This is a genomic window from Acidovorax sp. DW039, assembly GCF_037101375.1.
Lineage (GTDB): Bacteria > Pseudomonadota > Gammaproteobacteria > Burkholderiales > Burkholderiaceae_C > Acidovorax.
Genome location: NZ_AP029019.1, coordinates 3,193,021 through 3,213,997 on the forward strand (window position 1 = coordinate 3,193,021; position 20,977 = coordinate 3,213,997).

Sequence of the window (20,977 nt, forward strand, 5' to 3'; positions counted from 1 at the left end):
GTACAGATCTCCGTCGTAGTTCGCGGTGTCATAACCAGAATGCCTTTCTCGCTCTTGTAGATCAAACTTGTGCGCATTTTAACCCCCAAGGTCCCGCGCACCTCGATGGGACGCAAAAAAGCCCGGGCACGCCCGGGCTCCTGAACTCACTTTTGAGTGAATCAGTGGAACTGCTCTTCCTCGGTAGAACCCGTCAGGGCCTTCACGGAAGACGAACCGCCCTGGATCACGGTGGTCACGTCGTCGAAGTAGCCTGCACCCACTTCCTGCTGGTGCGACACGAAGGTGTAGCCCTTGTCGCGTGCTGCGAATTCAGGCTCTTGCACCATTTCAACGTAGTGCTTCATGCCTTCGCCGCGAGCGTATGCATGGGCGAACTGGAAGGTGTTGTACCAGTTGATATGGATACCGGCCAGCGTAATGAACTGGTACTTGTAGCCCAATGCAGACAGCTCTTCCTGGAACGAAGCAATTTGCTTGTCGTCGAGGTTCTTCTTCCAGTTGAAAGAGGGCGAGCAGTTGTACGACAGCAGCTTGCCGGGGCAGGCAGCATGCACGGCCTGGGCAAATTCGCGAGCGAAGCCGATGTCTGGCACGCCGGTTTCGCACCACACCAGATCTGCGTAGGGAGCGTAGGCCACGCCGCGGCTGATGGCCTGCTCCAGACCATTCTTCACGCGGTAGAAGCCTTCTTGGGTGCGCTCGCCAGTCAGGAAGGGCTTGTCGTTGGCGTCGTGGTCGGAGGTGATCAGGTTGGCAGCTTCGGCATCGGTGCGGGCCAGCACGATGGTGGGTACGCCCATCACGTCAGCAGCGAAACGGGCAGCGATCAGCTTTTCGCAGGCTTCTTGCGTGGGCACCAGCACCTTGCCACCCATGTGACCGCACTTCTTCACGGCAGCCAGCTGGTCTTCGAAGTGCACGCCGGCTGCGCCTGCTGCGATCATGTTCTTCATCAGTTCGAAGGCGTTCAGCACACCGCCGAAGCCCGCTTCCGCATCAGCCACGATGGGCAGGAAGTAGTCGATGAATTCCTTGTCGCCGGGGTTGATGCCACGGCCCCACTGGATCTCGTCAGCACGCTTGAAGGTGTTGTTGATGCGACGAACCATGGTGGGCACCGAGTCGTAGGCGTAGAGCGACTGGTCGGGGTACATGGTTTCGGAAGTGTTGCCGTCCGCAGCAACTTGCCAGCCCGACAGGTACACCGCTTCGAGGCCCGCCTTGGCTTGCTGCATGGCCTGGCCCGCAGAGATGGCGCCGAAAGCATTGACGTAGCCCTTCTTGGCACCACCGTTGATCTTGTCCCACAGCTTTTCAGCGCCACGCTTGGCCAGGGTGTGCTCGATGGGCAGCGAACCACGCAGACGCACCACGTCAGCGGCGGAGTAACCGCGCTTCACACCCTTCCAGCGGGGGTTTTGCGCCCAGTCTTTTTCCAGGGCTGCAATTTGCTGTTCGCGGCTCAGTTGTTCGTTGAGGGATTGAGGCATGTGGACACTCCTGAGGTTGGTTGAAAACACCGGGCTGCTTTGCGGCTGCCCATGGAGACAACTTTAAGTCTTATATAAGACCAACACAAGCTCTTATGTCTTATAGAAGATATAAATTTTCTTATTTAAAAACAATAACTTAGCCTCCACATATCTCAATATGAAATTATTTTTCTCATATTGAGAAAATCCATCTACCCTGTTAACGATAAACTTATCGCAATGCAAAATGCAGTTTTTGCGATATGAAATACCGTCAGGATTTCATCCAATCTCCATGCACAATGCGTGCCGCCTTTGCAACGTAGCGCCTGTTGATTTCATACACAAGACAGAGCATTTGCCTGCCCTCGCATTGCACTGAAACGAAACGTTTGGCGTATTCATCCGATGGCTGAGGGCCAAGCAGGCCTTCAATGGCATCCAGACGGCGCTCCAGAGCGGGTTCGATGGCATACACCTCCCCCGTCACCCACGCGCCCTCATCGTTCAGCACTAGCCCGGGATAACCGCCCAGATGGAACAGATCGCCCCGAACGGATGCACGACCGATCCATCGCGGTGCTGGCTCCAGTTTGGTGATGTCGTTGGCACCGCCTTGGCGCAATGTGCCGTAGACAAAAACGTAACGCTCTTCAGTCTTGAGGGCTGACGTGTCAGGCATGATGCGGGCTCCTGTTGAGATGGTGATGTGATGAGCCTAGTTTCCCACCCAAGCCGCCCTGTGGCCTACGGGTGCCTTGCATTGAGCATGGCACTGGTGGGCAGCTACGTTGCTTTGTCCAAGCCCTTGGCCTTGGCAATCCCCGTGTTTTTGCTGGCCTGGCTGCGCTTTGGCATCGGCGGCTTGGCGATGTTGGGATGGCTGCGCAAACCTGCGCAAGAGCCACCGCTGAGCCCCCAGACCCGACGCCTGCTGTTTCTGGAGTCTTTTCTCGGTAACTTTCTTTTCACGCTGTGCATGTTGTATGGCGTCAGCATGACCAGCGCTTTGACCGCTGGGGTGACCATGGCGGCGATTCCCGCTGCGGTTGCTGTCATGAGCTGGATGTTTTTGCGCGAGCGCATCTCGCGCCGCACTTGGGCCGCGGTGGCGTTGGCAGTTCTTGGAATTGCACTGCTTTCGCTATCAAAAACAGAGCACTCTGCGCACGGCGCGCCTGCCGCAGCAACACAATCCCCTGGTCAGTATTTATGGCTTGGGCAGCTGTTGCTGATAGGCGCTGTGCTGTGTGAGGCTGCATATTCCGTGATCGGCAAGAAACTGACTGGCACCTTGGGCCCCAAACGGATCACATCGCTCATCAATGTGTGGGGGTTCGTGCTGGCCACCCCCCTAGGCATCTACACCGCGTGGAGCTTTGACTTTGCTGCGGTAGCAACGGGAACATGGGTCTTGCTGGTCTTCTATGCACTGGCAGCCAGCGTCTGGACCGTGTGGCTGTGGATGACGGGCCTGAAGTCTGTCCCCGCAGCGCAGGGCGGCATTTTCACCGTGATGCTGCCCGTGAGCGCAGCACTCGTAGGCGTGTTGGTATTGGGCGAGCAGCTCACGGCCTTGCAGATAACCGCGCTGGGTATTGCCCTGGCCAGCGTGCTGTTGGCTACCGTGCCTACTCGCGCGCGATAACTTGATAACTTGTCGCTGAACGACCCTGCCCTCAGACCAAGCTTCAGGGCGGCAATGCTCAAGGCAGCAATGACGATGCTCCGATGACGACACCGTCCTCATCGGCGTATAGCCAATCGCCCGGGCGAACCCATACGCCCTGGATCTGGACCGCCACATCACGCTGACCTTCGTTGCGCTTTTCTGTCGGCAGCGGCATGAGGCCCAACGCACAGATACCCACCTCGGCGGCCCGCAACTCGGCAGCGTCGCGCACGCAACCGTTGACCACAAGCCCCGCCCAGCCATTGCGCACGGCTGCTGCGGCCAGATTGCCACCTACCAGTGCACGGCGCAGAGAAGCCCCTCCGTCCACCACCAGCACCCTTCCCTGGCCGTCCGATTCGACAGCTGCTTTCACCAGGGTGTTGTCTTCCCAGCACTTCACGGTGACTACCGGTCCACAGAAAGTGCTTCTACCGCCGTAGTGATGAAAACCGGGAGGCAATACCCGGAAAGCGCCGCTGTCATCGGCTTTATGCACATCACACAGATCACAGGTACTGAACGAGACCGGGGTAACCATGGCAACCAACCTTTCTGTTGAGGAGTAGGAACAAGCGTGTCCGGCCCGCAAAGCAGGGCCCCATGCCATTCTTACCCATCGAATTCGCTCAAAACCTCAGCCCAGCGTCTGTTCAAAGGAAAAAGGACGATGCAAAAGGCGGACCGTAAATATGTCAAACAAAAGTCAACCACAACACCGAGGTTGTGCCGAGGAAAGAAGCTTTGCTACAAATCGAGGCAAAAAAAGCCTTTTCTCGCTTGGAAACGGGTTTTTTTCCCAGTAGCATCGGCTGGCCAGTGGGAAAGCAGCTTTTCTCTGGTGAAGATTTGATGTCCAAAAAGGAAAAACCCAACATGGCAACTGCAAAGAAAGCTCCGGCAAAGACAGCCGCCGCCAAGGATGCGGCCCCAGCAAAAAAGCGCACCCCTAACGCCGCCTTCATGAAGGCCCTGACCCCCAGCCCCGCCCTGGCTGCCGTCGTGGGTTCTGCGCCGCTGCCTCGCACGGAGATCATCAGCAAGCTGTGGGTCTACATCAAGGCCAACAACTTGCAAGACGCAGCCAACAAGCGCAACATCAACGCAGACGCCAAGCTCAAGGAACTGTTTGGCAAGCCCCAAGTTTCCATGTTTGAACTGGCTGGCCTGATCGGCAAGCACGTCAGCTAAGAAACTGCGCACTGCGTCAAAAAAGCCGGCATCGCCGGCTTTTTTGTTTCTGGGGGTTTGATCTTTCGGCAAGGCCGCAATCGCCTGCCCCCCTCCCGCACTTTCACACGGCCTTCCTGAAGTAACCGTTTTGTAAAGATGTTGCTGGAAAACATCAATACAAATGAGAATGACCCTCATTCGTTACAATAGTAACCCAGCCGATCCTGCACAGCCACGCCCTCAGCACGCCTGCCAAAGGGGCCAGCCAATGCAACGGGTTCGCTTCTGGTTCAGTCTCTGATTGCCCAGCGCCCCTCCTGCTGGCGCTGACGCGGCGTCAGGGTTACGCCATCTGCATCACCATCACGGAGGCCAACTTGGCAAAGACAAGCGCTATGCGCGGCAGCAGCACGCTGCAAAACACCCCTTCTTCTGCACCTCAATCTGACAAGGTCCTGTTGCCCCTGGGCGCCATGATGCTGGCTGCCTCCATGGGCAGCTGGGCCCAGACGGCCACCACACCTGAAGCCACACTGTCCACCGTGACTGTGAAGGAACAGGCCACACCTCAAGGCAAGGACACGCTGCTGATCAAGCAGACCACCGTCGGCAAGGGCAAGCAGGACATCAAGGACATTCCCCAGTCCGTCACGGTGTTCACCGAAAAGCTGATGAATGACCGCAACCAGGACGACTTCCGTGAAGTGCTGCGCACCACCGCGGGCGTCACCTTCCTGGCAGGCGAAACCGGCGAGGAAGACGTGCGTCTGCGCGGCTTCTCGCTGGGCCAGGCTGGCGACATCTACAACGACGGCATGAAGGACGCCCCCCTGCTGGAGCGCGACACCTTCAACAACGACCGTGTTGAAGTGCTCAAGGGCTCGGCGTCCATGCTGTTTGGCAAGGGCTCGACCGGTGGTGTCGTGAACCAGGTGAGCAAGGCCCCCCTGCTGATCAACCAGCACGAAGCCTCTTACACCTTTGGCACGGGCAAATACAACCGCGTGACCGGCGACTTCAACTTCGTCACCGGCGAAGATGCAGCCTTCCGCCTGAACGCCATGGTTCAGGACTACGCCAACTTCGGTGCCAAGCAAAACAAGAGCGGCATCGCGCCCACTTTTGCCTGGGGCATCGGCACACGCGACGAGTTCTCGATCGGGCTGTACTACCTTCAAACCGAGGGCCGCCCCATCTACAACCACCCATGGCGCCTGTCGGCAGACGGCAAGATCAACACCACGCTGCCAGCACACAATTTCTACGGTCTCAACAGCGACTACAACAACACCGAGTCGAAGTACGTCACCCTGGGGCATATTCACCGCTTCAACGATGGTGGCGAACTCAACACGCGTCTGCGCTGGGGCAACTACAAGCGCGACATGCTGGCCAGCACGATCGGCTTCCAGAACAGCTCCATCACGCTGGACCAGATCAACGACAGCACAGTGCTGACCCGTGGCTCCAAGGGCCGCATTGGTGAAAGCGATGTGCTGCAGGCGCAAAGCGACTACAGCAACACCTTCAACTGGGGTGGCAAGAAGCACGCGCTGCTCGCGGGCGTCGACTACTACGACGACGATGCCAAGCGCAACCAGAACTACGCGAACACGACACCCCGCCCCAACACCATTGTTGGCGCGCCCAACAACGGCGCATCGGTGGTGGATGGCCGTGCACCAGTGCAGTGGAATACCTTCACCTCGCGCAACCTCGGCCTGTATGCACAGGACACGATGTCCCTCACCGACACCCTCAAGCTGGTGGGCGGCCTGCGTTATGACGACTTCAAGGCGTCCTACCGTAACCCCACAGGCAGCATCAGCAACGAAGTGTCGGACAGCCTGGTCAGCCCACGCGTCGGCCTGATCTTCCAGCCCGATGAACTGTCTTCGTACTACGTGTCTTACGGCACTTCGTACAACACGTCTGGCGATACGTACCAGTACGGCATCTCCCTGAGCAACAGCACCAATCGCGCGGCCAACACACCGCCCGAGAAGAGCCGCAACTTCGAAATCGGCACCAAGCTGGAACTGTTTGAACGCCGCGCACTGCTGGGTATCGCAGCCTTCTACAGCGAGAAGTACAACGAGCGCAACACCGACCCTGACACCGCGGCTACGCAAGAGCTGTTGTCCGGCAAGCGCCACGCCACCGGCATGGAATTCAACTTTGCAGGCCGCATCTCGCCCAAGTGGGAAGTGTTCTGGAACCACACCTGGATTCCTGAAGCCAAGATCGATCGCAGCAACCAAGTGCTCGCAGCCAACGGCGGCGGCGCTCAGGTGCAGGGCGACCGTCCAGGCCTCACGCCCAAGCACAGCGGCAGCGTGTGGAGCACTTATGCCATCACCCCCAAGATCCGTGCGGGCGCTGGCATTACCTACCGTGGCAAGCAAAACCCCGAAGGTTCACGCGCTGTGTACGCAAGTGGCTTCAGCGTGGTCGATGCCATGGTCGAGTACGCCATTGACGACAAGACCTCCGTCAAGCTGAACGTGAGCAACCTGTTTGACAAGGTCTATGCAGAATCCCTGTACCGCGGCTTCTACATCCCCGGTGCAGCGCGTTCTGTCCAGCTGACGCTGAAGACCCGCTTCTGATCCATTGCCCAGCCACTTGCACACCATGTTCCTGCACATCCAGAACGTTCTGACCCCGGAAGAACTTGCATTCTTCAGGCAATCACTGGGGGCAGACGCACCCTGGGTAGACGGAGCACGCAGTGCGGGTGGCCAGGCCCTGCATCAGAAAAACAACCTGCAGCTGTCCCAAAGCAGCGAACTGTCCGCACAGCTGCAGGCCAAGGTCAAAGCAGCGGTGCACCGCAGCGCCCTCTTCTTTTCTGCGGCACTGCCAAGGCGCATCTTCAACCCGCTGTTCAACAACTACGGTGACGATGCCAACTACTACGGCAACCATGTGGACAGCGCCGTCATGCATTCCAAGGCAGACGGTTGCTGGGTGCGCAGCGATCTTTCGTGCACCTTGTTCCTGACGCCTCCTGAGGAATACGACGGCGGCGAACTGGTGATTGCCCAAGCCCTGGGCGAAAAACGCATCAAGCTGCCCGCAGGGGATTTGATTCTGTACCCCAGCAGCACGGTGCACCAGGTGTCACCCGTCACCCGCGGACATCGCATCTGCAGCTTTTTCTGGGTGGAAAGCATGGTGCGGAGCCTGGAGCAGCGCCAGTTGCTGTTCGACATGGACATGGCATTGCTCAAGCTGCGCCAGAGCGCCGGAGAGACTGACCCGGCCGTGATTGCCCTCTCGGGCACGTACCACAACCTGCTGCGCATGTGGGCCGACGTGTAGGGCAGAGGAGCCCGTACCGAGGCCATGGCAACATCGGTCTGTGCGTGGGTCTGGCTCATCACTCCTTTTTTGATAGCACCTTGCGCTTGTTCGATAAGCGCCAGGTGCTTTTTTATTGCATATGAACTCAACCCCCACATTGCAAAAGTTGCCCGCTGAAGTAGTCAGCCTGACAGACCACGAGCAATACGCCCGACAGCATCTGGATGACAACGCCTGGGCCTACTTCAGCGGTGGCGCGGCGGATGAGATCACATTGCAGGCCAACCGCAGCGCGTGGGATGCACTGACCCTGTGGCCCAGGGTGCTGCGCCCGCTGGCAGGCGGGCACACGCGGGTCAGCCTGCTGGGCCGGACACTGGCGCACCCGATCCTGCTGGCACCTGTCGCATTTCAGCGCATGGCCCACAAGGACGGGGAGCTGGCCACTGCCTACGCTGCGGCCGCCCTGGGCGCGGGACTGGTACTCAGCACGCAGGCCAGCATGCCCATGGAGCACATCGCGCAGGCAGTGCTCAGCGATGCAGGGCGCGGCCCCCTGTGGTTCCAGCTCTATCTGCAGCATGACCGGGGCTTTACCCAGGCGCTGGTGCAGCGCGCAGAGGCCGCAGGTTTCGAGGCGCTGGTGCTGACCGTGGACGCCCCCACCAGCGGCATCCGCGACCGCGAGCGCCGTGCCCACTTTCGCCTGCCCCCAGGCATGGGTCCCGTCAACCTGGCCGGGTTGGCACCCGCCCCCGCCACGCCGCTGCAGCCTGGGCAAAGTGCCCTGTTTGACGGCCTGCTGCACCAGGCCCCCACCTGGGATGACATTGCCTGGCTCAAGTCCATCACCCGCCTCCCTGTGCTTCTCAAAGGGGTGCTGCACCCGGCCGATGCCACGCAGGCCGTCGCCTGCGGAGCCGACGGGCTGATTGTCTCCAACCACGGCGGGCGCACGCTGGATACGGCTCCAGCGACCGCAGTGGCTTTGCCCAAGGTGATTCAAGCGGCAGCAGGTGCCGTACCTGTGCTGGTAGACGGAGGCATCCGCCGGGGCACTGACGTGCTAAAGGCCATGGCGCTGGGCGCCAGCGCCGTGCTGGTGGGCCGCCCTGCGGTCTACGGCCTTGCCAATGCTGGGGCAGCCGGAGTCGCCCATGTATTGCGCCTGCTGCGCGACGAGCTGGAGGTAGCCATGGCACTGACGGGCTGCAAGACTCTGGAAGAGGCCCCACAGGTACTGCAGCCAGATTGATCCCAACGCGTTGAGCACGGTGCCGGTGCCCATCAAAGTCACCCTGCCATCCTCAACCTGCAAGCCCGCGCAGCACTGTCAACCCCTACAACGCAAGGGGATGCATTGCAAATGCGAGAGATTCGTATTTATAATGCGATCATCCACAACAGCCAGCCAATGTGCTTGCCGCCATGATCGTCTGCGTATGCCGCCGAGTTTCGGACCGAGAGATTGCCCGCCACGCCCGGGCGGGTCTGAGCTTTGACGAAATCCAGTTCGAACTGGGCGTCGCCACCCAGTGCGGCCGCTGCGAAAGCTGCGCCCGCGATGTCGTGGCGCAATGCAGCAGCACCCATCCGATTGCTGCGGTGCACAATGCCGCTGTGCCGCAGACGATCCAGCTTGCCAGCTCCATCACGGAAAGCAAGGCATGGACCTCCTCTCTACACTCGCAGGCAGCCTGATCCTGGTGGCGGGTTCCGCCTGGTGGATCTTTCGCAAATAACAAGGGTCTAATTGGCCTCCAGCGCTTGCTACACAAGCGCTGGCAGCTATCATTTTTATGTCGCAGCCAGATCGTTTTGCCCCTTCCGGGGGTGTGAGCCGCAATACTGTCATCGTCGGCAGCGTCGTGCTTTTCCACATTGCCGCCATCTGGGCACTGCAGTCGGGTCTGGTGCGCAAGGCCGCCGAGGTGATCGTGCCGGCAGAGCTTCTCAGCGAATTCATTGCGCCGCCCGCGCCCAAGGTTGCGCCGCCGCCTCCCAAGCCTCCAGCGCCAACCCCACCCAAACCCACGCCCAAGACGCAGGCTCCCAAGCCTGCCCCGGCTCCCATGCCCTTGGCCATCAACGACCCCACGCCCGCGCCCAACGCACCCACCGGCGTGACGACACCGCAGCCGCCCGCGCCTCCCATCACCGAGCCCGTGGCGGCAGCCCCTGCGCCTGCAGCGCCCCCGGCCCCACCCGCGCCGCCCAAGATCGAGCTGCCGTCCAGCGACGCGGCTTACCTCAACAACCCCAAGCCCGGCTACCCCGCCATCAGCAAGCGCATGGGCGAGCAAGGCAAGGTGGTGCTGCGCGTCCTCATCGGCACCGATGGCTTGCCGCAGAAGGTGGAAATCAACAAGTCCAGCGGCTATGAGCGCTTGGACCGCCAAGCCCAGGAGGCTGTGATGCGCTGGCGCTTCGTGCCCGGCAAGCGCAACGGTGTTCCCGAAACCATGTGGAACCTGGTCCCCATCAATTTTGTTCTCGAATAATCATCAGGAGTTTTCATGGAATCGCAATTCGGTATCGCCAACGTCTGGATCCAGGGCGACTTTGTTACCCGCGCAGTGGCTGTGTTGCTGCTGGGTATGTCCCTCGCCTCCTGGATCGTCATCCTGATCAAGGCGCTGGACATCATCAAGTTCAAAAAGCACGCCCGCTCCGCCCAGGACTTCTGGCACAGCGAGGACTTTGCTGCAGGCATGAGCAAGCTGGGCACTGACCCCTCCAACCCCTTCCGCCACCTGGCACTGGAAGGCCGCGAAGCCACCGCCCACCACCGCAACACCAAGGCCCACCTGCACGATGCACTGGACGTGAGCGATTGGGTGACACGCTGCCTGCGCAACTGCATTGACGAATTCACCGCCCGCCTGCAATCGGGCCTGGCCATCCTGGCTTCTGTGGGCTCTACAGCTCCATTCATTGGCCTGTTCGGCACCGTGTGGGGCATCTACCATGCGCTGGTGGCGATTGGCACTTCAGGCCAGTCCACCATCGACAAGGTGGCAGGCCCTATCGGTGAGGCGCTGATCATGACCGCTCTGGGTCTGGCCGTGGCGATCCCTGCCGTGCTGGGCTACAACGCACTGGTGCGCGGCAACAAGTCCATCCTCAACAGCCTCAACAGCTTTGCCCATGACCTGCATGCCTACTTTGTGACTGGCGCACGGGTGCACACCACAGGCGAACAAGGCAAAGTGCTGCCCATGAAGAAAGGCGGCTAAGCCATGGCTTTTGGAACCCAGGACAGCTCCGATGAGGTGATGAACGAAATCAACATGACGCCCCTGGTGGACGTGATGTTGGTGCTGCTCATCATCTTCATCATCACCGTGCCGGTGATGAAGCACTCGGTCAATGTGGACCTGCCCAGAGCCACAAACCAGCCCGAGGACGTCAAGCCCGAGACCGTGCGCCTGAGCGTGTCGGCTGAAGGCAAGTATTACTGGAACGAGTCGGAAGTGACGGAGGAAGAACTCTTCCCGCGCCTTCAGGCAGAAGCCGCGAAAGAGCCTCAGCCCGACCTGCACATCCGCGGCGACAAGGCGGTGCGCTATGAGAAGGTAGCCACCGCCATGGCTGCAGCACAGCGCGCAGGCGTGCGCAAGATCGGATTTGTGACGGACCCCCAGCAGTAACTGGCTAATGCTGTGGATCACCCTCCACCACCCTGGCACCACGCGGTGCCCCTTCAAAGCCCCGGGCCTGGCGCACGGGGCTTTTTGCATTGAAGCCCCAAAGACTCAGATGCACAGCGGGGCCATCCACATCATCGGCTTGCTACAGTGGGCCAGCCGAGCGCTCACGTTCACATTCAGGAGATGCTGATGAAGCCGACATTTCACCCCGCCATTCACTGCGTCTGCGCTCTCATCTTCATCGGCCTGCTGTTCGCCGGACAAGGCAGGCTGGCAGGCGTTCTCTACCTGATGTGGATTGCGGTCGAGATTTTTGTCTCCGCCGTCCGAGGCAAGCACGGTAACGACACAGAACGGTGACTGGGGCAGGCTTGCGACGCATGTCCCACTGGAGTGACACGCTCCACGCCCGTTGAGTCACACCCCATCAAAACCTGCTGTCACACCTGGGCACACAAATCTTCAAAATATTTTGCAGAAACCGCTTGTCAAGTAATTGCGAATCGTTATCATTAGCACATCGATCAGCATCACACAGCTTCAGGAACACAGACATGCAAGCCACCTTGACCTCCGCCTCGTTCTTGCGTTCTTCCATGGCCCCCGCAGGCAATGCTGCTGCGCTGCAGCCTTCCACGGCAGAAGGCACCGTGCATGCCGTGGACAGCAGCACCCTGCTGCAAGGTCAAAAAGCCGTGGCCATCAGCCATAACGGCTCGCTGTACCGCCTGCAGGCCACCAAGCTGGGCAAATTGATTCTGACCAAATGAGTTTCATCGTGGGGCGACTCCCGGACTCCTAAGCAGTCCGCAAGGGTCGTTTTTGCCAGCCAACGGTTTATCCCGCGTAGCCAGGCCTCTTTTTTCCCCTGCGATACCCCTTCCTTCTCACCTGCATAAAAAAACCGGCTCCAGGCCGGTTTTTTTCGTTTAACCGGCGCACTTTCTGGCACCGGAGGCCCTCATCACAGCCCGATGGCAGCAATGCCTGCACGGGCGATCTGGGCGTCTTCCGTAGACTTCACGCCGCTGACGCCGACGGCGCCCAGGCACTGGCCGTCCTTCATGATCGGCACGCCACCTTCCAGCATGCCTTCCAGCGTTGGAGCGCTCAGGAACGAGGTGCGGCCGCCGTTGATCACATCCTCATAGCCCTTGCTCTCGCGGCGGCCCAGGGCCGCTGTGCGGGCCTTGGCGGGCGCGATGTGGGACGACACTGCCGCCGCACCGTCCAAGCGCTGCAACCACAGCAGATGCCCACCGTCATCAACGATGGCAATGGTCACGGCCCATTGGTTCTTCAGGGCCTCGGCTTCAGCGGCCGCTGCAATCAGCTTGATATCGGCCAATTCCAGCTCGTGTTTGGTCTTCATGGATATGCACCTTCTGTGTGTAAAAAATGAGGTTCCCCGCCTGGCTGAATGCGCAGCGGGCAGACTCCTTGAGCATAGCGGCACGGCGGGCACTGCGCGGCGCACGGGGCTGAAAACGCACTGCAGTCACAAGCCCAACCCCCACTGCAGCGCAGGCTTTGTTGACAGGCTGCGTCAGCCAAGCCTCAATATCTGCTCTGCGGTGCCGATAATCAGAACACATGCCAGTCCAACGCCTCCACCCTGCCCTGTTCAAAGCCGTTGCCCTCTCGGCGGTCATGCTGTTGGCTGGCTGCGAGATCCCCGGTATCTGGCCCGACCCTCGCATTGCGCAACGGGAAGAAGAATCCAAAGCCATCGGCGGTGCATGCCGCCACGCTCTGCGCGGGCTGGAAGACTGCTACACGCTCAACCCCAAGGCTTCCAAGGCCGCCGTGTTTGCAGGCTGGAAGGAAATGGACGCGTACATGCGCGAAAACAAGATTGAAGGCGCGCCCTCGGTGATCGAGAAGGCAGAGGCAAAGCCCGAGAAGAAAAGCGCCTCGGCTGAAGGCAAGGGCTCAAGCAAACAGGGCGGCTGAGGGAGCTGGGCGGCCAGCCCTGGAGGCATGCCGTCACGGCTCGTCGTACCGCTGGGGTCACGTTTCAAGAATCGCTCGCTCGCCCCATCCGTTTGAAGAGCCCCGGCTGTTGCCGCAGGCTCCAAAACCGGCATCAGTCGCGCTCGAACACCGCAATGCTTTCCACATGCGCGGTGTGCGGAAACATATTGACCATGCCTGCCGCCACGCAGCGGTACCCCGCCAGATGCACCAGCAGCCCGGCATCCCGCGCCAGGGTTGCAGGGTTGCAACTGACGTACACGATGCGTTTGGGCGCTTGCCAGGTGTGGGCCCCTTCGGGCAGAGGGGGGGCATCTTCCGCACCACGGCGAGCCTGTTCAATGTCTGCCAGAGCCTTGGCCAATGCAAATGCGCCTTCGCGCGGAGGGTCTACCAGCCACTTGTCGGCCTGCCCATCGGCCACCAGCATGGCGGGGGTCATCTCAAAGAGGTTTCGCGCTACAAATTCAGTAGCTGCCAGCGCTTTACCACCGGCCCTTTGAGACTGATTTTGCTTGTAATTCTCGCGCGAGCGAGCCACCAGGGCCTCGCTGCCCTCAATGCCCAGCACCTCACGGGCCTGGGTGGCCAGCGGCAGGGTGAAGTTGCCCAGGCCGCAGAACCAGTCGATGACGCGCTCGTGCTTTTGCACATCCAGCAACCGCAAGGCACGTGACACCAGCACACGGTTGATGTGCGGATTGACCTGCGTGAAGTCTGTGGGCTTGAAGGGCATGGTGATGCCAAAGTCAGGCAACCCATAAGCCAGCTGCGGCCCGCCAGCGTCCAGCAGGTGCACCGTGTCCGGCCCCTTGGGCTGCAGCCACCACTGCACCTGGTGCTGCTCTGCGAACGCACGCAGCCGGGCCAGATCGTCGGCCGACAAGGGCTCCAGATGGCGCAACACCAGGGCCGTCACCTCGTCACCACAGGCCAGCTCGATTTGCGGACAGGTATCGCGCGCATCCATGCTGGCGATCAGCGCACGCAAGGGCATGAGCATGGCGCTGACGTGGGGCGGCAGCACGGGGCAAACCTCCATGTCGGCCACATAGCGGCTCTTGCGCTCATGAAAGCCCACCAGCACCACACCCTTTTTGATCACATGGCGCACGGACAAACGGGCGCGATACCGGTAACCCCAGGCAGGGCCCTCAATGGGGCGCAGGATGGTCTCAGCCTTGACCTTGCCCAAGTGCCAGAGGTTGTCCTCCAGCGCGCGTTGTTTGACGGCCACCTGGGCCCGGCGATCCAGATGCTGCATCTTGCAGCCCCCGCAAGCGCCTGCATGCAGCCCAAAGTGGGGGCAGCCGGGCCGCACACGTTGCGACGATTCGCGGTGTATGTCGGTGAGGCTGGCCTGCTCCCAGTTGTTCTTTTTGCGATGGGTGTTAGCACTGACCCATTCAAACGGCAGAGCGCCATCGATGAACACCACCTTGCCATCCGGCTTGCGGGCGACGCCTTGCGCGTCGAGGTCCATGGATTGAACGGCCAACCAGCCCTCGGGCAGCACGGGCTGGTCGGAAGTGTCAGGAATTTCAGGTGGGGAGAGTGGTTCTGTCTGTTCGCTCATCCCCCGATTGTCTCAGGCTCGGCAATGGTCCGGCCCGAGACTGCATCTGCCGCAGCCTCTCAACCGCGGTCTGCGCGACGTGGGCGAGGCGTTGGGGCCGCAGCCGACGCCGCTTGTGTGCGGGTTGGCAGCTTGTTGATGACCACTTCGCAGCCTTGGGTGTCCAGGGTGAACACCATCTTGCCGCCGGGCGCCACAGTGGGCAATGTCTGGTGCAGAGGGCGGGAAAGGTCCACCGGGATTTCAAACGAGCGATAGATCAGCTCGGAGTCTGCCGCATAGATGTAATAACAGGCAGCAGAGGCTGCCGGGCTGAACAGGGCTGCGGCCAGCGTGGCGGCTGCAGCCGCAAAAGGCGTGTAACGCAGTGCGGACATGTTCTTCTCCTCGTAATCGGCGGTGTGTTGGTGGAGAAGCATTATGCGGGGCACCCCCACAGACGCCCAAACGCAAACGTTGCATTCAACACTACTGGAGCCCGGACGAAACAGACCGATACAACATCGTTCCACCCCGGATGGACTCAGCATGCAATCAAATGTTCAAGTGCAAGTGGCTCGTGTGCTTGACCTCTTCCATGACTGCATAAGTCCGCGTCTCTCGCACGCCCGGCAGCTGCCACAGGACATTGCCCGCAAACACCCGGTAGGCATTCATGTCGGCTGAGCGCGTCTTGAGCAGGTAATCAAACCCGCCCGCCACCATGTGGCATTCCATGATTTCGGGGTGCACTTGCACGGCGGCTTTGAACTGGTCAAACACGTTGGGCGTGGTGCGGTCCAGCAGCACCTCCACAAACACCAGCATGCCCGCCCCCAGCTTCAGGGGGTTCAGGCGCGCCTCATAACCCAGGATGTACCCCTCCCGCGTGAGCCGCTGCACGCGGGCCAGCACGGCGGTGGGCGACAGCGCCACGGCTTCTGCCAGCTTGAGGTTCGCGATACGGCCATCCTCCTGCAGGATTGACAGGATCTTTCGGTCAATGCGGTCCAGATCGTTTTCCAACTCATCCCTCATTAGTGAATTATTCGCAACATACCGCATTTTTCGAATATTTATTCACCCCTGATTCATGGAATATTGCCGTCATCACTACGCAGCACGGTGCCGGGCTGCCTCACAACATAGAAAGATCTGGACATGACTTACACCGCCACCCCTTCTCTTGGCCCCGGTTCACCTTTCGCACAATTTGCGCCGCGCACTCCGCTGAACCAGCCGCTGCGGGCTGCCATTACCGCAGCCTACCGCCGTTCCGAACCCGAAGCCCTCGCGCCCTTGCTGGAGCAGGCTCGTTTACCGCAGGAAACGGCAGCGGCAGCGCAGCAACTGGCACTGCGTATTGCCAAGGCCCTGCGGGAGCGCAAGGCCAGCGCGGGGCGGGCCGGGTTGGTGCAAGGGTTGCTGCAAGAGTTCTCGCTGTCCTCGCAAGAAGGCGTGGCGCTGATGTGTCTGGCTGAGGCGCTGCTGCGCATTCCCGACAAGGCCACGCGCGACGCGCTGATCCGCGACAAGATCAGCCACGGCCAGTGGGAGGCTCACCTGGGCAAGAGCCCGTCACTGTTCGTCAACGCCGCAACCTGGGGCCTGCTGCTGACAGGCAAGCTCGTGGCCACGCACAGCGAAGGCAGCCTGGGCGCGTCCCTCAGCCGCCTCATCGGCAAGGGCGGCGAGCCCCTGATCCGCAAGGGTGTGGACATGGCCATGCGCATGATGGGCGAACAATTTGTGACGGGCGAGACGATTGACGAAGCCCTGCGCAACGCCCGCACGATGGAGGCCGAGGGCTTCCGCTATTCCTACGACATGCTGGGCGAGGCTGCCCTGACCAGCGAGGACGCTGAACGCTACTACGGTTCCTACGAACAGGCGATTCATGCCATTGGCAAAGCATCCAATGGGCGCGGCATCTACGAAGGCCCTGGCATCTCCATCAAGCTCTCGGCCCTGCACCCTCGCTACAGCCGTGCCCAGTTTGGCCGGGTGATGGAAGAACTCTACCCATTGGTGTTGCGCCTGACCGAGCTGGCCCGGCAATACGACATAGGCCTGAACATCGACGCGGAAGAAGCCGACCGGCTGGAACTGTCGCTGGACCTGCTGGAGCGCCTGTGCCACGAGCCCACGCTGGCCGGCTGGAACGGCATTGGCTTCGTGATCCAGGCCTACCAGAAGCGCTGTCCCTTTGTCATCGACTACGTGGTGGACTTGGCCCGCCGCACCCACCGCCGCCTGATGGTGCGCTTGGTGAAGGGTGCGTACTGGGACAGCGAAATCAAGCGCGCCCAGGTCGATGGCCTGGAGGATTACCCTGTCTACACCCGCAAGGTGCACACCGACATTTCGTACATCGCCTGCGCGCGCAAGCTGCTGGCAGCGCCAGAGGCGGTGTACCCGCAATTTGCCACGCACAACGCAGAAACACTGGCCACCATCTACCAACTGGCGGGCAGCAACTACTACGCGGGGCAGTACGAATTTCAATGTCTGCACGGTATGGGCGAGCCGCTGTATGAACAGGTGGTGGGCGCCATCACCGCGGGCAAGCTGGGACGCCCCTGCCGCATCTACGCCCCCGTGGGCACGCACGAAACCCTGCTGGCCTACCTGGTGCGCCGCCTGCTCGAAAACGGCGCCAACACCTCCTTCGTCAACCGCATTGCCGACGAAACCATTGCGCTGGATGAACTGGTGAAGAGCCCCGTACAGGTGGTAGACCAGCAAGCCACCCAAGAGGGCTCTGCTGGCCTGCCGCATCCACGCATCCCCCAGCCCCAGGCGCTGTACGGCGCACAACGCGCCAACTCACGCGGACTGGACCTGTCCAACGAAAACACGCTGACCGAGCTGGCCACAGCCCTGCAGGCCACGGCCCACCACCCCTGGCAGGCAGCCCCCATGCTGGCCACTGAAGTAGCCGCAGGCCCCACCCAGCCCGTACGCAACCCAGCTGACCACAGCGATGTAGTGGGCCAGGTGCAAGAAGCCACTACCGCCGACGTGGACCAGGCCTTGGCCCACGCCCAGGCCGCTGCAGCCCCCTGGGCCGCTACGCCGCCCGCCGAGCGCGCAGCCGCCCTGCAGCGCACCTCCGACCTGCTGGAGGCGCGCATACAGCCCCTGCTGGGCCTGCTGATGCGCGAAGCTGGCAAGAGCGCCAGCAACGCCGTAGCCGAGGTGCGCGAGGCGGTGGACTTCTTACGCTACTACGCCGCGCAAGTGCAAAGTACCTTCGACAACGCCACTCACATCCCGCTGGGCCCGGTGGCATGCATCAGCCCCTGGAACTTCCCGCTCGCCATCTTCATGGGCCAGGTTGCTGCCGCACTGGCCGCAGGCAACCCCGTGCTCGCTAAGCCGGCAGAGCAAACCCCGCTGATCGCCGCCGAAGCCGTGCGCCTGCTGTGGCAGGCCGGTGTACCTCGCGCCGCCGTGCAGTTGCTGCCCGGCCAGGGCGAAACGGTCGGTGCCCGCCTGATTGGCGACGCCCGCGTGATGGGTGTGATGTTCACCGGCTCCACCGAAGTCGCCCGCATCCTGCAGCGCACCGTGGCCGGCCGCCTCGATGCCGCAGGCCGCCCCATCCCGCTGATTGCCGAAACCGGTGGGCAGAACGCGATGATCGTGGACTCATCCGCGCTAGTGGAACAAGTGGTGGGCGATGCCGTGTCGTCTGCCTTTGACAGCGCAGGCCAGCGCTGCTCTGCCCTGCGCGTGCTGTGCGTGCAGGAAGAAGCCGCCGACCGCGTGGTGGAGATGCTGCAAGGCGCCATGGGCGAACTGCGCGTAGGCAACCCCGCCGAGCTGCGCGTGGACGTGGGCCCGGTGATTGATGCGGAGGCCCAGGCAGGCATCCAGAAACACATCGACGGCTTCAAGGCCCGGGGCTACCGGGTGTTCCAGCACCCGAACCATGTCGCAGCCACCAGCAATTCGGGCACCTTTGTGCCGCCCACGCTGATCGAACTCAAGCACATCGGCGAACTGCAGCGCGAAGTATTCGGCCCGGTGCTGCATCTGGTGCGCTATGCGCGCAATGACCTGGACCGCCTGCTCGACCAGATCAATGCCACCGGATACGGGCTGACGCAGGGCCTGCACACCCGCATCGACGAAACCATCGCCCGCGTGGTGAGCCGCGCCCATGCGGGCAACGTATATGTCAACCGCAACATGGTCGGTGCGGTGGTGGGGGTGCAGCCTTTTGGAGGCGAAGGCCTGTCGGGCACGGGCCCCAAGGCGGGTGGCCCGCTGTATCTGCTGCGCCTGCTGTCGCAACGACCTGCCGATGCGCTGGCTCGCACCTTTGCTGAAGCAGACCGCACCACCCCGCCCGATGTCTCTCTGCGTGAGCGTTTGCTGGCCCCTTCTTCAGTCTTGGCGGCCTTGCAACAGTGGGCGGCCCAACAAGGCCGTTCCTCCCTGTCGCAAGCCTGTGAGCACTTTGCCCGCACCACGCAAAGCGGCACGGCACGCACACTGCCGGGCCCTACGGGCGAACGCAACGTCTACACCCTTTGCGCACGCAGCCATGTGCTGTGCCTGGCAGACAACGATGCCGATCTGCTGACCCAGACCGCCGCCGTGCTGGCCGTGGGCGGCACCGCGCTGTGGCCTACAGGGCAGGCAAATCTGCACAGCCAGCTACCACCTGCAGTGCAAGCCCAGGTGGCCCTGCATGACAAAGCCATTGAATCGCCCGCAGTGGCTATGGATGCCGTGCTGCACCAGGGCGACATCGCATCGCTTCAGACAGTGTGCAAGGGACTGGCCCAGCGCCCCGGGCCCATCGTGGGGGTGACAACGCTGCCCAAGGGCTCCACCGATATCCCGCTGGAGCGGCTGTTGATGGAACGCGCACTGAGCGTCAACACGGCGGCTGCGGGCGGAAATGCCAGCCTGATGACCCTGATGTAATCTGCAAAAGAGCTTGCGAGCAGCAAACTCTGATGGTGCGAGAAGAGGGTGGCTAGGCGCGTACGATCTCTGCCGCAGGAAACCGAAGCGTGAAACAGGTGCCGCCCTCTTCCCTGTTTCGCACTTGAACCGATCCACCCTGTCGCTCGGTCAACGCCCGAACAATGGAAAGGCCCAACCCGAGGCCTTCCCCTGAATGTCCGGGAGCATGCGGGAAACGCTGAAATGGCTCTGCCAACAAGGCCGCAGACATGCCAGGGCCGGCATCACTCACACTTAGCACCACCTCGTTGACCGCGGTGTCGAGCAAGACCTCCACCCCCAACCAGCGGCCCTGTTTGGCATGGCGCAGCGCGTTCTCCAGCAGATTGAAAAGGATCTGCCGCATGCGACCACGATCCGCCTTAATCACAGCAAAATGAGGTGCGGAAGGCAATGCAAGCTCAAGCGCCATGTGATGCTGCTCAAGCCGATTGGCGTAACTTGCCATGTCCTCGCGCACCATTTCAACCAGGTCCAGAGGTTCCAGCTGCAGGGACAGATATCCTGCCTCGGCCATGGACAGTGTCTGCAGGTCTGCAACCAGCCGTCCAAGATGCTCGACTTGGTCCAGAAGCAACCGAGACTCTGCCGCATCCACCTGAATGACGCCGTCGCAAATGGCGTGCAGACGCGCCTGCAGTACTGCCAAAGGAGTTCGCAACTCATGAGAGATGGAAGCGGTGGTCGCCTTACGCTCACGCGCAGTTTTCTCCAGCGCATCAATCATCTGGTTGAAATGGTGAACCATCTCCGCCATCTCGCCCTTGTTGTGCATTGGCTGTGCCCGCATGGTGAAGTCTCCGGCAGCCACCTTGGTGGCCGCCTCGGCCATGGATGCCAGGGGCAGGGAAATCACCCGAGATACGAAGAAACCGACGCCAAGCCCGATCGGCAGGCAGATCAACAAACCAAGCGCCAGCGACCACTTTTCACTGAACCAGACGTCACCTCTCCAGTACTCGGCGTAAATGGCCATGGCCCGGGGCCCTTCTTCCTCGCCCCTGGCCTCCAACTCTTCCAGTTCCGCTCTCACCTCAGCAGGAAGGCTGCGATGAAAGTCTCTCTGCTGAATCTCTGAAAACACCATGACGCTGCCTGTCAGCAAGGCCATGGTGACCAGCAAGGTTCCTGCTATATGCAGTCCAAAGCGAACCCATATGCGCCCGAGAAACGATGAACGGAGAGGCTTCAT

22 protein-coding genes are annotated in these 20,977 nt (G+C 61.2%); 13 read left to right on the forward strand and 9 right to left on the reverse strand.

Annotated elements, in window-relative coordinates:
• Positions 1 to 161 precede the first annotated feature (161 nt).
• Together aceA and AACH87_RS14290 are read right to left on the reverse strand one after the other, a co-directional pair.
• Positions 162 to 1,493 carry an isocitrate lyase gene (gene aceA / locus AACH87_RS14285; RefSeq protein ID WP_338795128.1) on the reverse strand — a complete coding sequence of 444 codons (1,332 nt, stop codon included), beginning with the start codon at positions 1,491 to 1,493 and terminating at the stop codon, positions 162 to 164.
• A gap of 256 nt (positions 1,494 to 1,749) precedes the next feature.
• Entirely contained in the window at positions 1,750 to 2,157 is a 408-nt protein-coding gene (locus AACH87_RS14290; protein ID WP_338795129.1) for a gamma-glutamylcyclotransferase family protein, read from the reverse strand.
• Between the two features lie 30 nt (positions 2,158 to 2,187).
• On the opposite strand from AACH87_RS14290, the gene AACH87_RS14295 reads away from it, so the two are divergent.
• Positions 2,188 to 3,123 (forward strand): DMT family transporter, encoded by a 936-nt coding sequence (locus tag AACH87_RS14295; RefSeq protein WP_338795131.1) that lies wholly within the window; start codon positions 2,188 to 2,190, stop codon positions 3,121 to 3,123.
• A gap of 58 nt (positions 3,124 to 3,181) precedes the next feature.
• Here AACH87_RS14295 and rraA read toward each other — a convergent pair whose 3' ends face one another.
• The gene (rraA, locus tag AACH87_RS14300) at positions 3,182 to 3,688 is read right to left on the reverse strand and encodes a ribonuclease E activity regulator RraA (protein ID WP_338795132.1); all 507 of its coding nucleotides are present in this window, start codon (positions 3,686 to 3,688) and stop codon (positions 3,182 to 3,184) included.
• Between the two features lie 154 nt (positions 3,689 to 3,842).
• The gene (locus AACH87_RS14305) at positions 3,843 to 4,112 is read right to left on the reverse strand and encodes a hypothetical protein (RefSeq protein WP_338799066.1); all 270 of its coding nucleotides are present in this window, start codon (positions 4,110 to 4,112) and stop codon (positions 3,843 to 3,845) included.
• Here AACH87_RS14305 and AACH87_RS14310 point away from each other — a divergent pair.
• The 10 genes from AACH87_RS14310 to AACH87_RS14355 all read left to right on the forward strand — a co-directional run bounded on the left by AACH87_RS14310 (position 4,024) and on the right by AACH87_RS14355 (position 12,046).
• Positions 4,024 to 4,338, forward strand: coding sequence for an SWIB/MDM2 domain-containing protein (locus tag AACH87_RS14310; protein ID WP_338795134.1), 315 nt, complete (start codon positions 4,024 to 4,026; stop codon positions 4,336 to 4,338). The two genes, AACH87_RS14305 and AACH87_RS14310, sit on opposite strands and share 89 nt — an antisense overlap.
• A 377-nt stretch (positions 4,339 to 4,715) precedes the next feature.
• A complete protein-coding gene (locus tag AACH87_RS14315; protein ID WP_338798967.1) occupies positions 4,716 to 6,929 on the forward strand; it encodes a TonB-dependent siderophore receptor in 2,214 nt (737 codons plus the stop codon).
• A 25-nt stretch (positions 6,930 to 6,954) separates the two neighbouring features.
• Complete coding sequence (locus AACH87_RS14320; protein WP_338795135.1) at positions 6,955 to 7,644, forward strand: Fe2+-dependent dioxygenase; 690 nt, start codon at positions 6,955 to 6,957, stop codon at positions 7,642 to 7,644.
• Between the two features lie 121 nt (positions 7,645 to 7,765).
• Complete coding sequence (locus AACH87_RS14325) at positions 7,766 to 8,881, forward strand: alpha-hydroxy acid oxidase (RefSeq protein ID WP_338795136.1); 1,116 nt, start codon at positions 7,766 to 7,768, stop codon at positions 8,879 to 8,881.
• Between the two features lie 173 nt (positions 8,882 to 9,054).
• Positions 9,055 to 9,327 carry a (2Fe-2S)-binding protein gene (locus AACH87_RS14330; protein ID WP_338798968.1) on the forward strand — a complete coding sequence of 91 codons (273 nt, stop codon included), beginning with the start codon at positions 9,055 to 9,057 and terminating at the stop codon, positions 9,325 to 9,327.
• 98 nt (positions 9,328 to 9,425) lie between these two features.
• Positions 9,426 to 10,127, forward strand: coding sequence for an energy transducer TonB (locus AACH87_RS14335; RefSeq protein ID WP_338795137.1), 702 nt, complete (start codon positions 9,426 to 9,428; stop codon positions 10,125 to 10,127).
• A gap of 15 nt (positions 10,128 to 10,142) precedes the next feature.
• Positions 10,143 to 10,862 carry a MotA/TolQ/ExbB proton channel family protein gene (locus AACH87_RS14340; protein ID WP_338795138.1) on the forward strand — a complete coding sequence of 240 codons (720 nt, stop codon included), beginning with the start codon at positions 10,143 to 10,145 and terminating at the stop codon, positions 10,860 to 10,862.
• A gap of 3 nt (positions 10,863 to 10,865) precedes the next feature.
• On the forward strand, positions 10,866 to 11,276 hold the full coding sequence (locus AACH87_RS14345; protein WP_338795139.1) for a biopolymer transporter ExbD: 411 nt from the start codon (positions 10,866 to 10,868) through the stop codon (positions 11,274 to 11,276).
• Positions 11,277 to 11,465: 189 nt separating this feature from the next.
• Complete coding sequence (locus tag AACH87_RS14350) at positions 11,466 to 11,636, forward strand: hypothetical protein (RefSeq protein WP_338795140.1); 171 nt, start codon at positions 11,466 to 11,468, stop codon at positions 11,634 to 11,636.
• A gap of 194 nt (positions 11,637 to 11,830) precedes the next feature.
• Positions 11,831 to 12,046, forward strand: coding sequence for a hemin uptake protein HemP (locus AACH87_RS14355; RefSeq protein WP_338795141.1), 216 nt, complete (start codon positions 11,831 to 11,833; stop codon positions 12,044 to 12,046).
• 194 nt (positions 12,047 to 12,240) lie between these two features.
• Here AACH87_RS14355 and AACH87_RS14360 read toward each other — a convergent pair whose 3' ends face one another.
• Positions 12,241 to 12,648, reverse strand: coding sequence for a heme-binding protein (locus AACH87_RS14360; RefSeq protein ID WP_338795142.1), 408 nt, complete (start codon positions 12,646 to 12,648; stop codon positions 12,241 to 12,243).
• 221 nt (positions 12,649 to 12,869) lie between these two features.
• On the opposite strand from AACH87_RS14360, the gene AACH87_RS14365 reads away from it, so the two are divergent.
• Positions 12,870 to 13,229 (forward strand): hypothetical protein, encoded by a 360-nt coding sequence (locus AACH87_RS14365; RefSeq protein ID WP_338795144.1) that lies wholly within the window; start codon positions 12,870 to 12,872, stop codon positions 13,227 to 13,229.
• Between the two features lie 133 nt (positions 13,230 to 13,362).
• On the opposite strand, the gene rlmD is transcribed toward AACH87_RS14365, so the two are convergent.
• From rlmD to AACH87_RS14380, 3 genes are all read right to left on the reverse strand, one after another.
• Complete coding sequence (gene rlmD / locus AACH87_RS14370) at positions 13,363 to 14,826, reverse strand: 23S rRNA (uracil(1939)-C(5))-methyltransferase RlmD (protein WP_338795145.1); 1,464 nt, start codon at positions 14,824 to 14,826, stop codon at positions 13,363 to 13,365.
• A 59-nt stretch (positions 14,827 to 14,885) separates the two neighbouring features.
• On the reverse strand, positions 14,886 to 15,203 hold the full coding sequence (locus tag AACH87_RS14375; protein WP_338795146.1) for a hypothetical protein: 318 nt from the start codon (positions 15,201 to 15,203) through the stop codon (positions 14,886 to 14,888).
• A 157-nt stretch (positions 15,204 to 15,360) separates the two neighbouring features.
• The gene (locus AACH87_RS14380; RefSeq protein ID WP_338795147.1) at positions 15,361 to 15,843 is read right to left on the reverse strand and encodes an Lrp/AsnC ligand binding domain-containing protein; all 483 of its coding nucleotides are present in this window, start codon (positions 15,841 to 15,843) and stop codon (positions 15,361 to 15,363) included.
• Between the two features lie 123 nt (positions 15,844 to 15,966).
• Between AACH87_RS14380 and putA the strand changes: the two genes are divergently transcribed.
• Entirely contained in the window at positions 15,967 to 19,743 is a 3,777-nt protein-coding gene (gene putA / locus AACH87_RS14385; RefSeq protein ID WP_338795149.1) for a trifunctional transcriptional regulator/proline dehydrogenase/L-glutamate gamma-semialdehyde dehydrogenase, read from the forward strand.
• A 52-nt stretch (positions 19,744 to 19,795) separates the two neighbouring features.
• Here putA and AACH87_RS14390 read toward each other — a convergent pair whose 3' ends face one another.
• Positions 19,796 to 20,977 carry an ATP-binding protein gene (locus AACH87_RS14390; protein ID WP_338795150.1) on the reverse strand — a complete coding sequence of 394 codons (1,182 nt, stop codon included), beginning with the start codon at positions 20,975 to 20,977 and terminating at the stop codon, positions 19,796 to 19,798.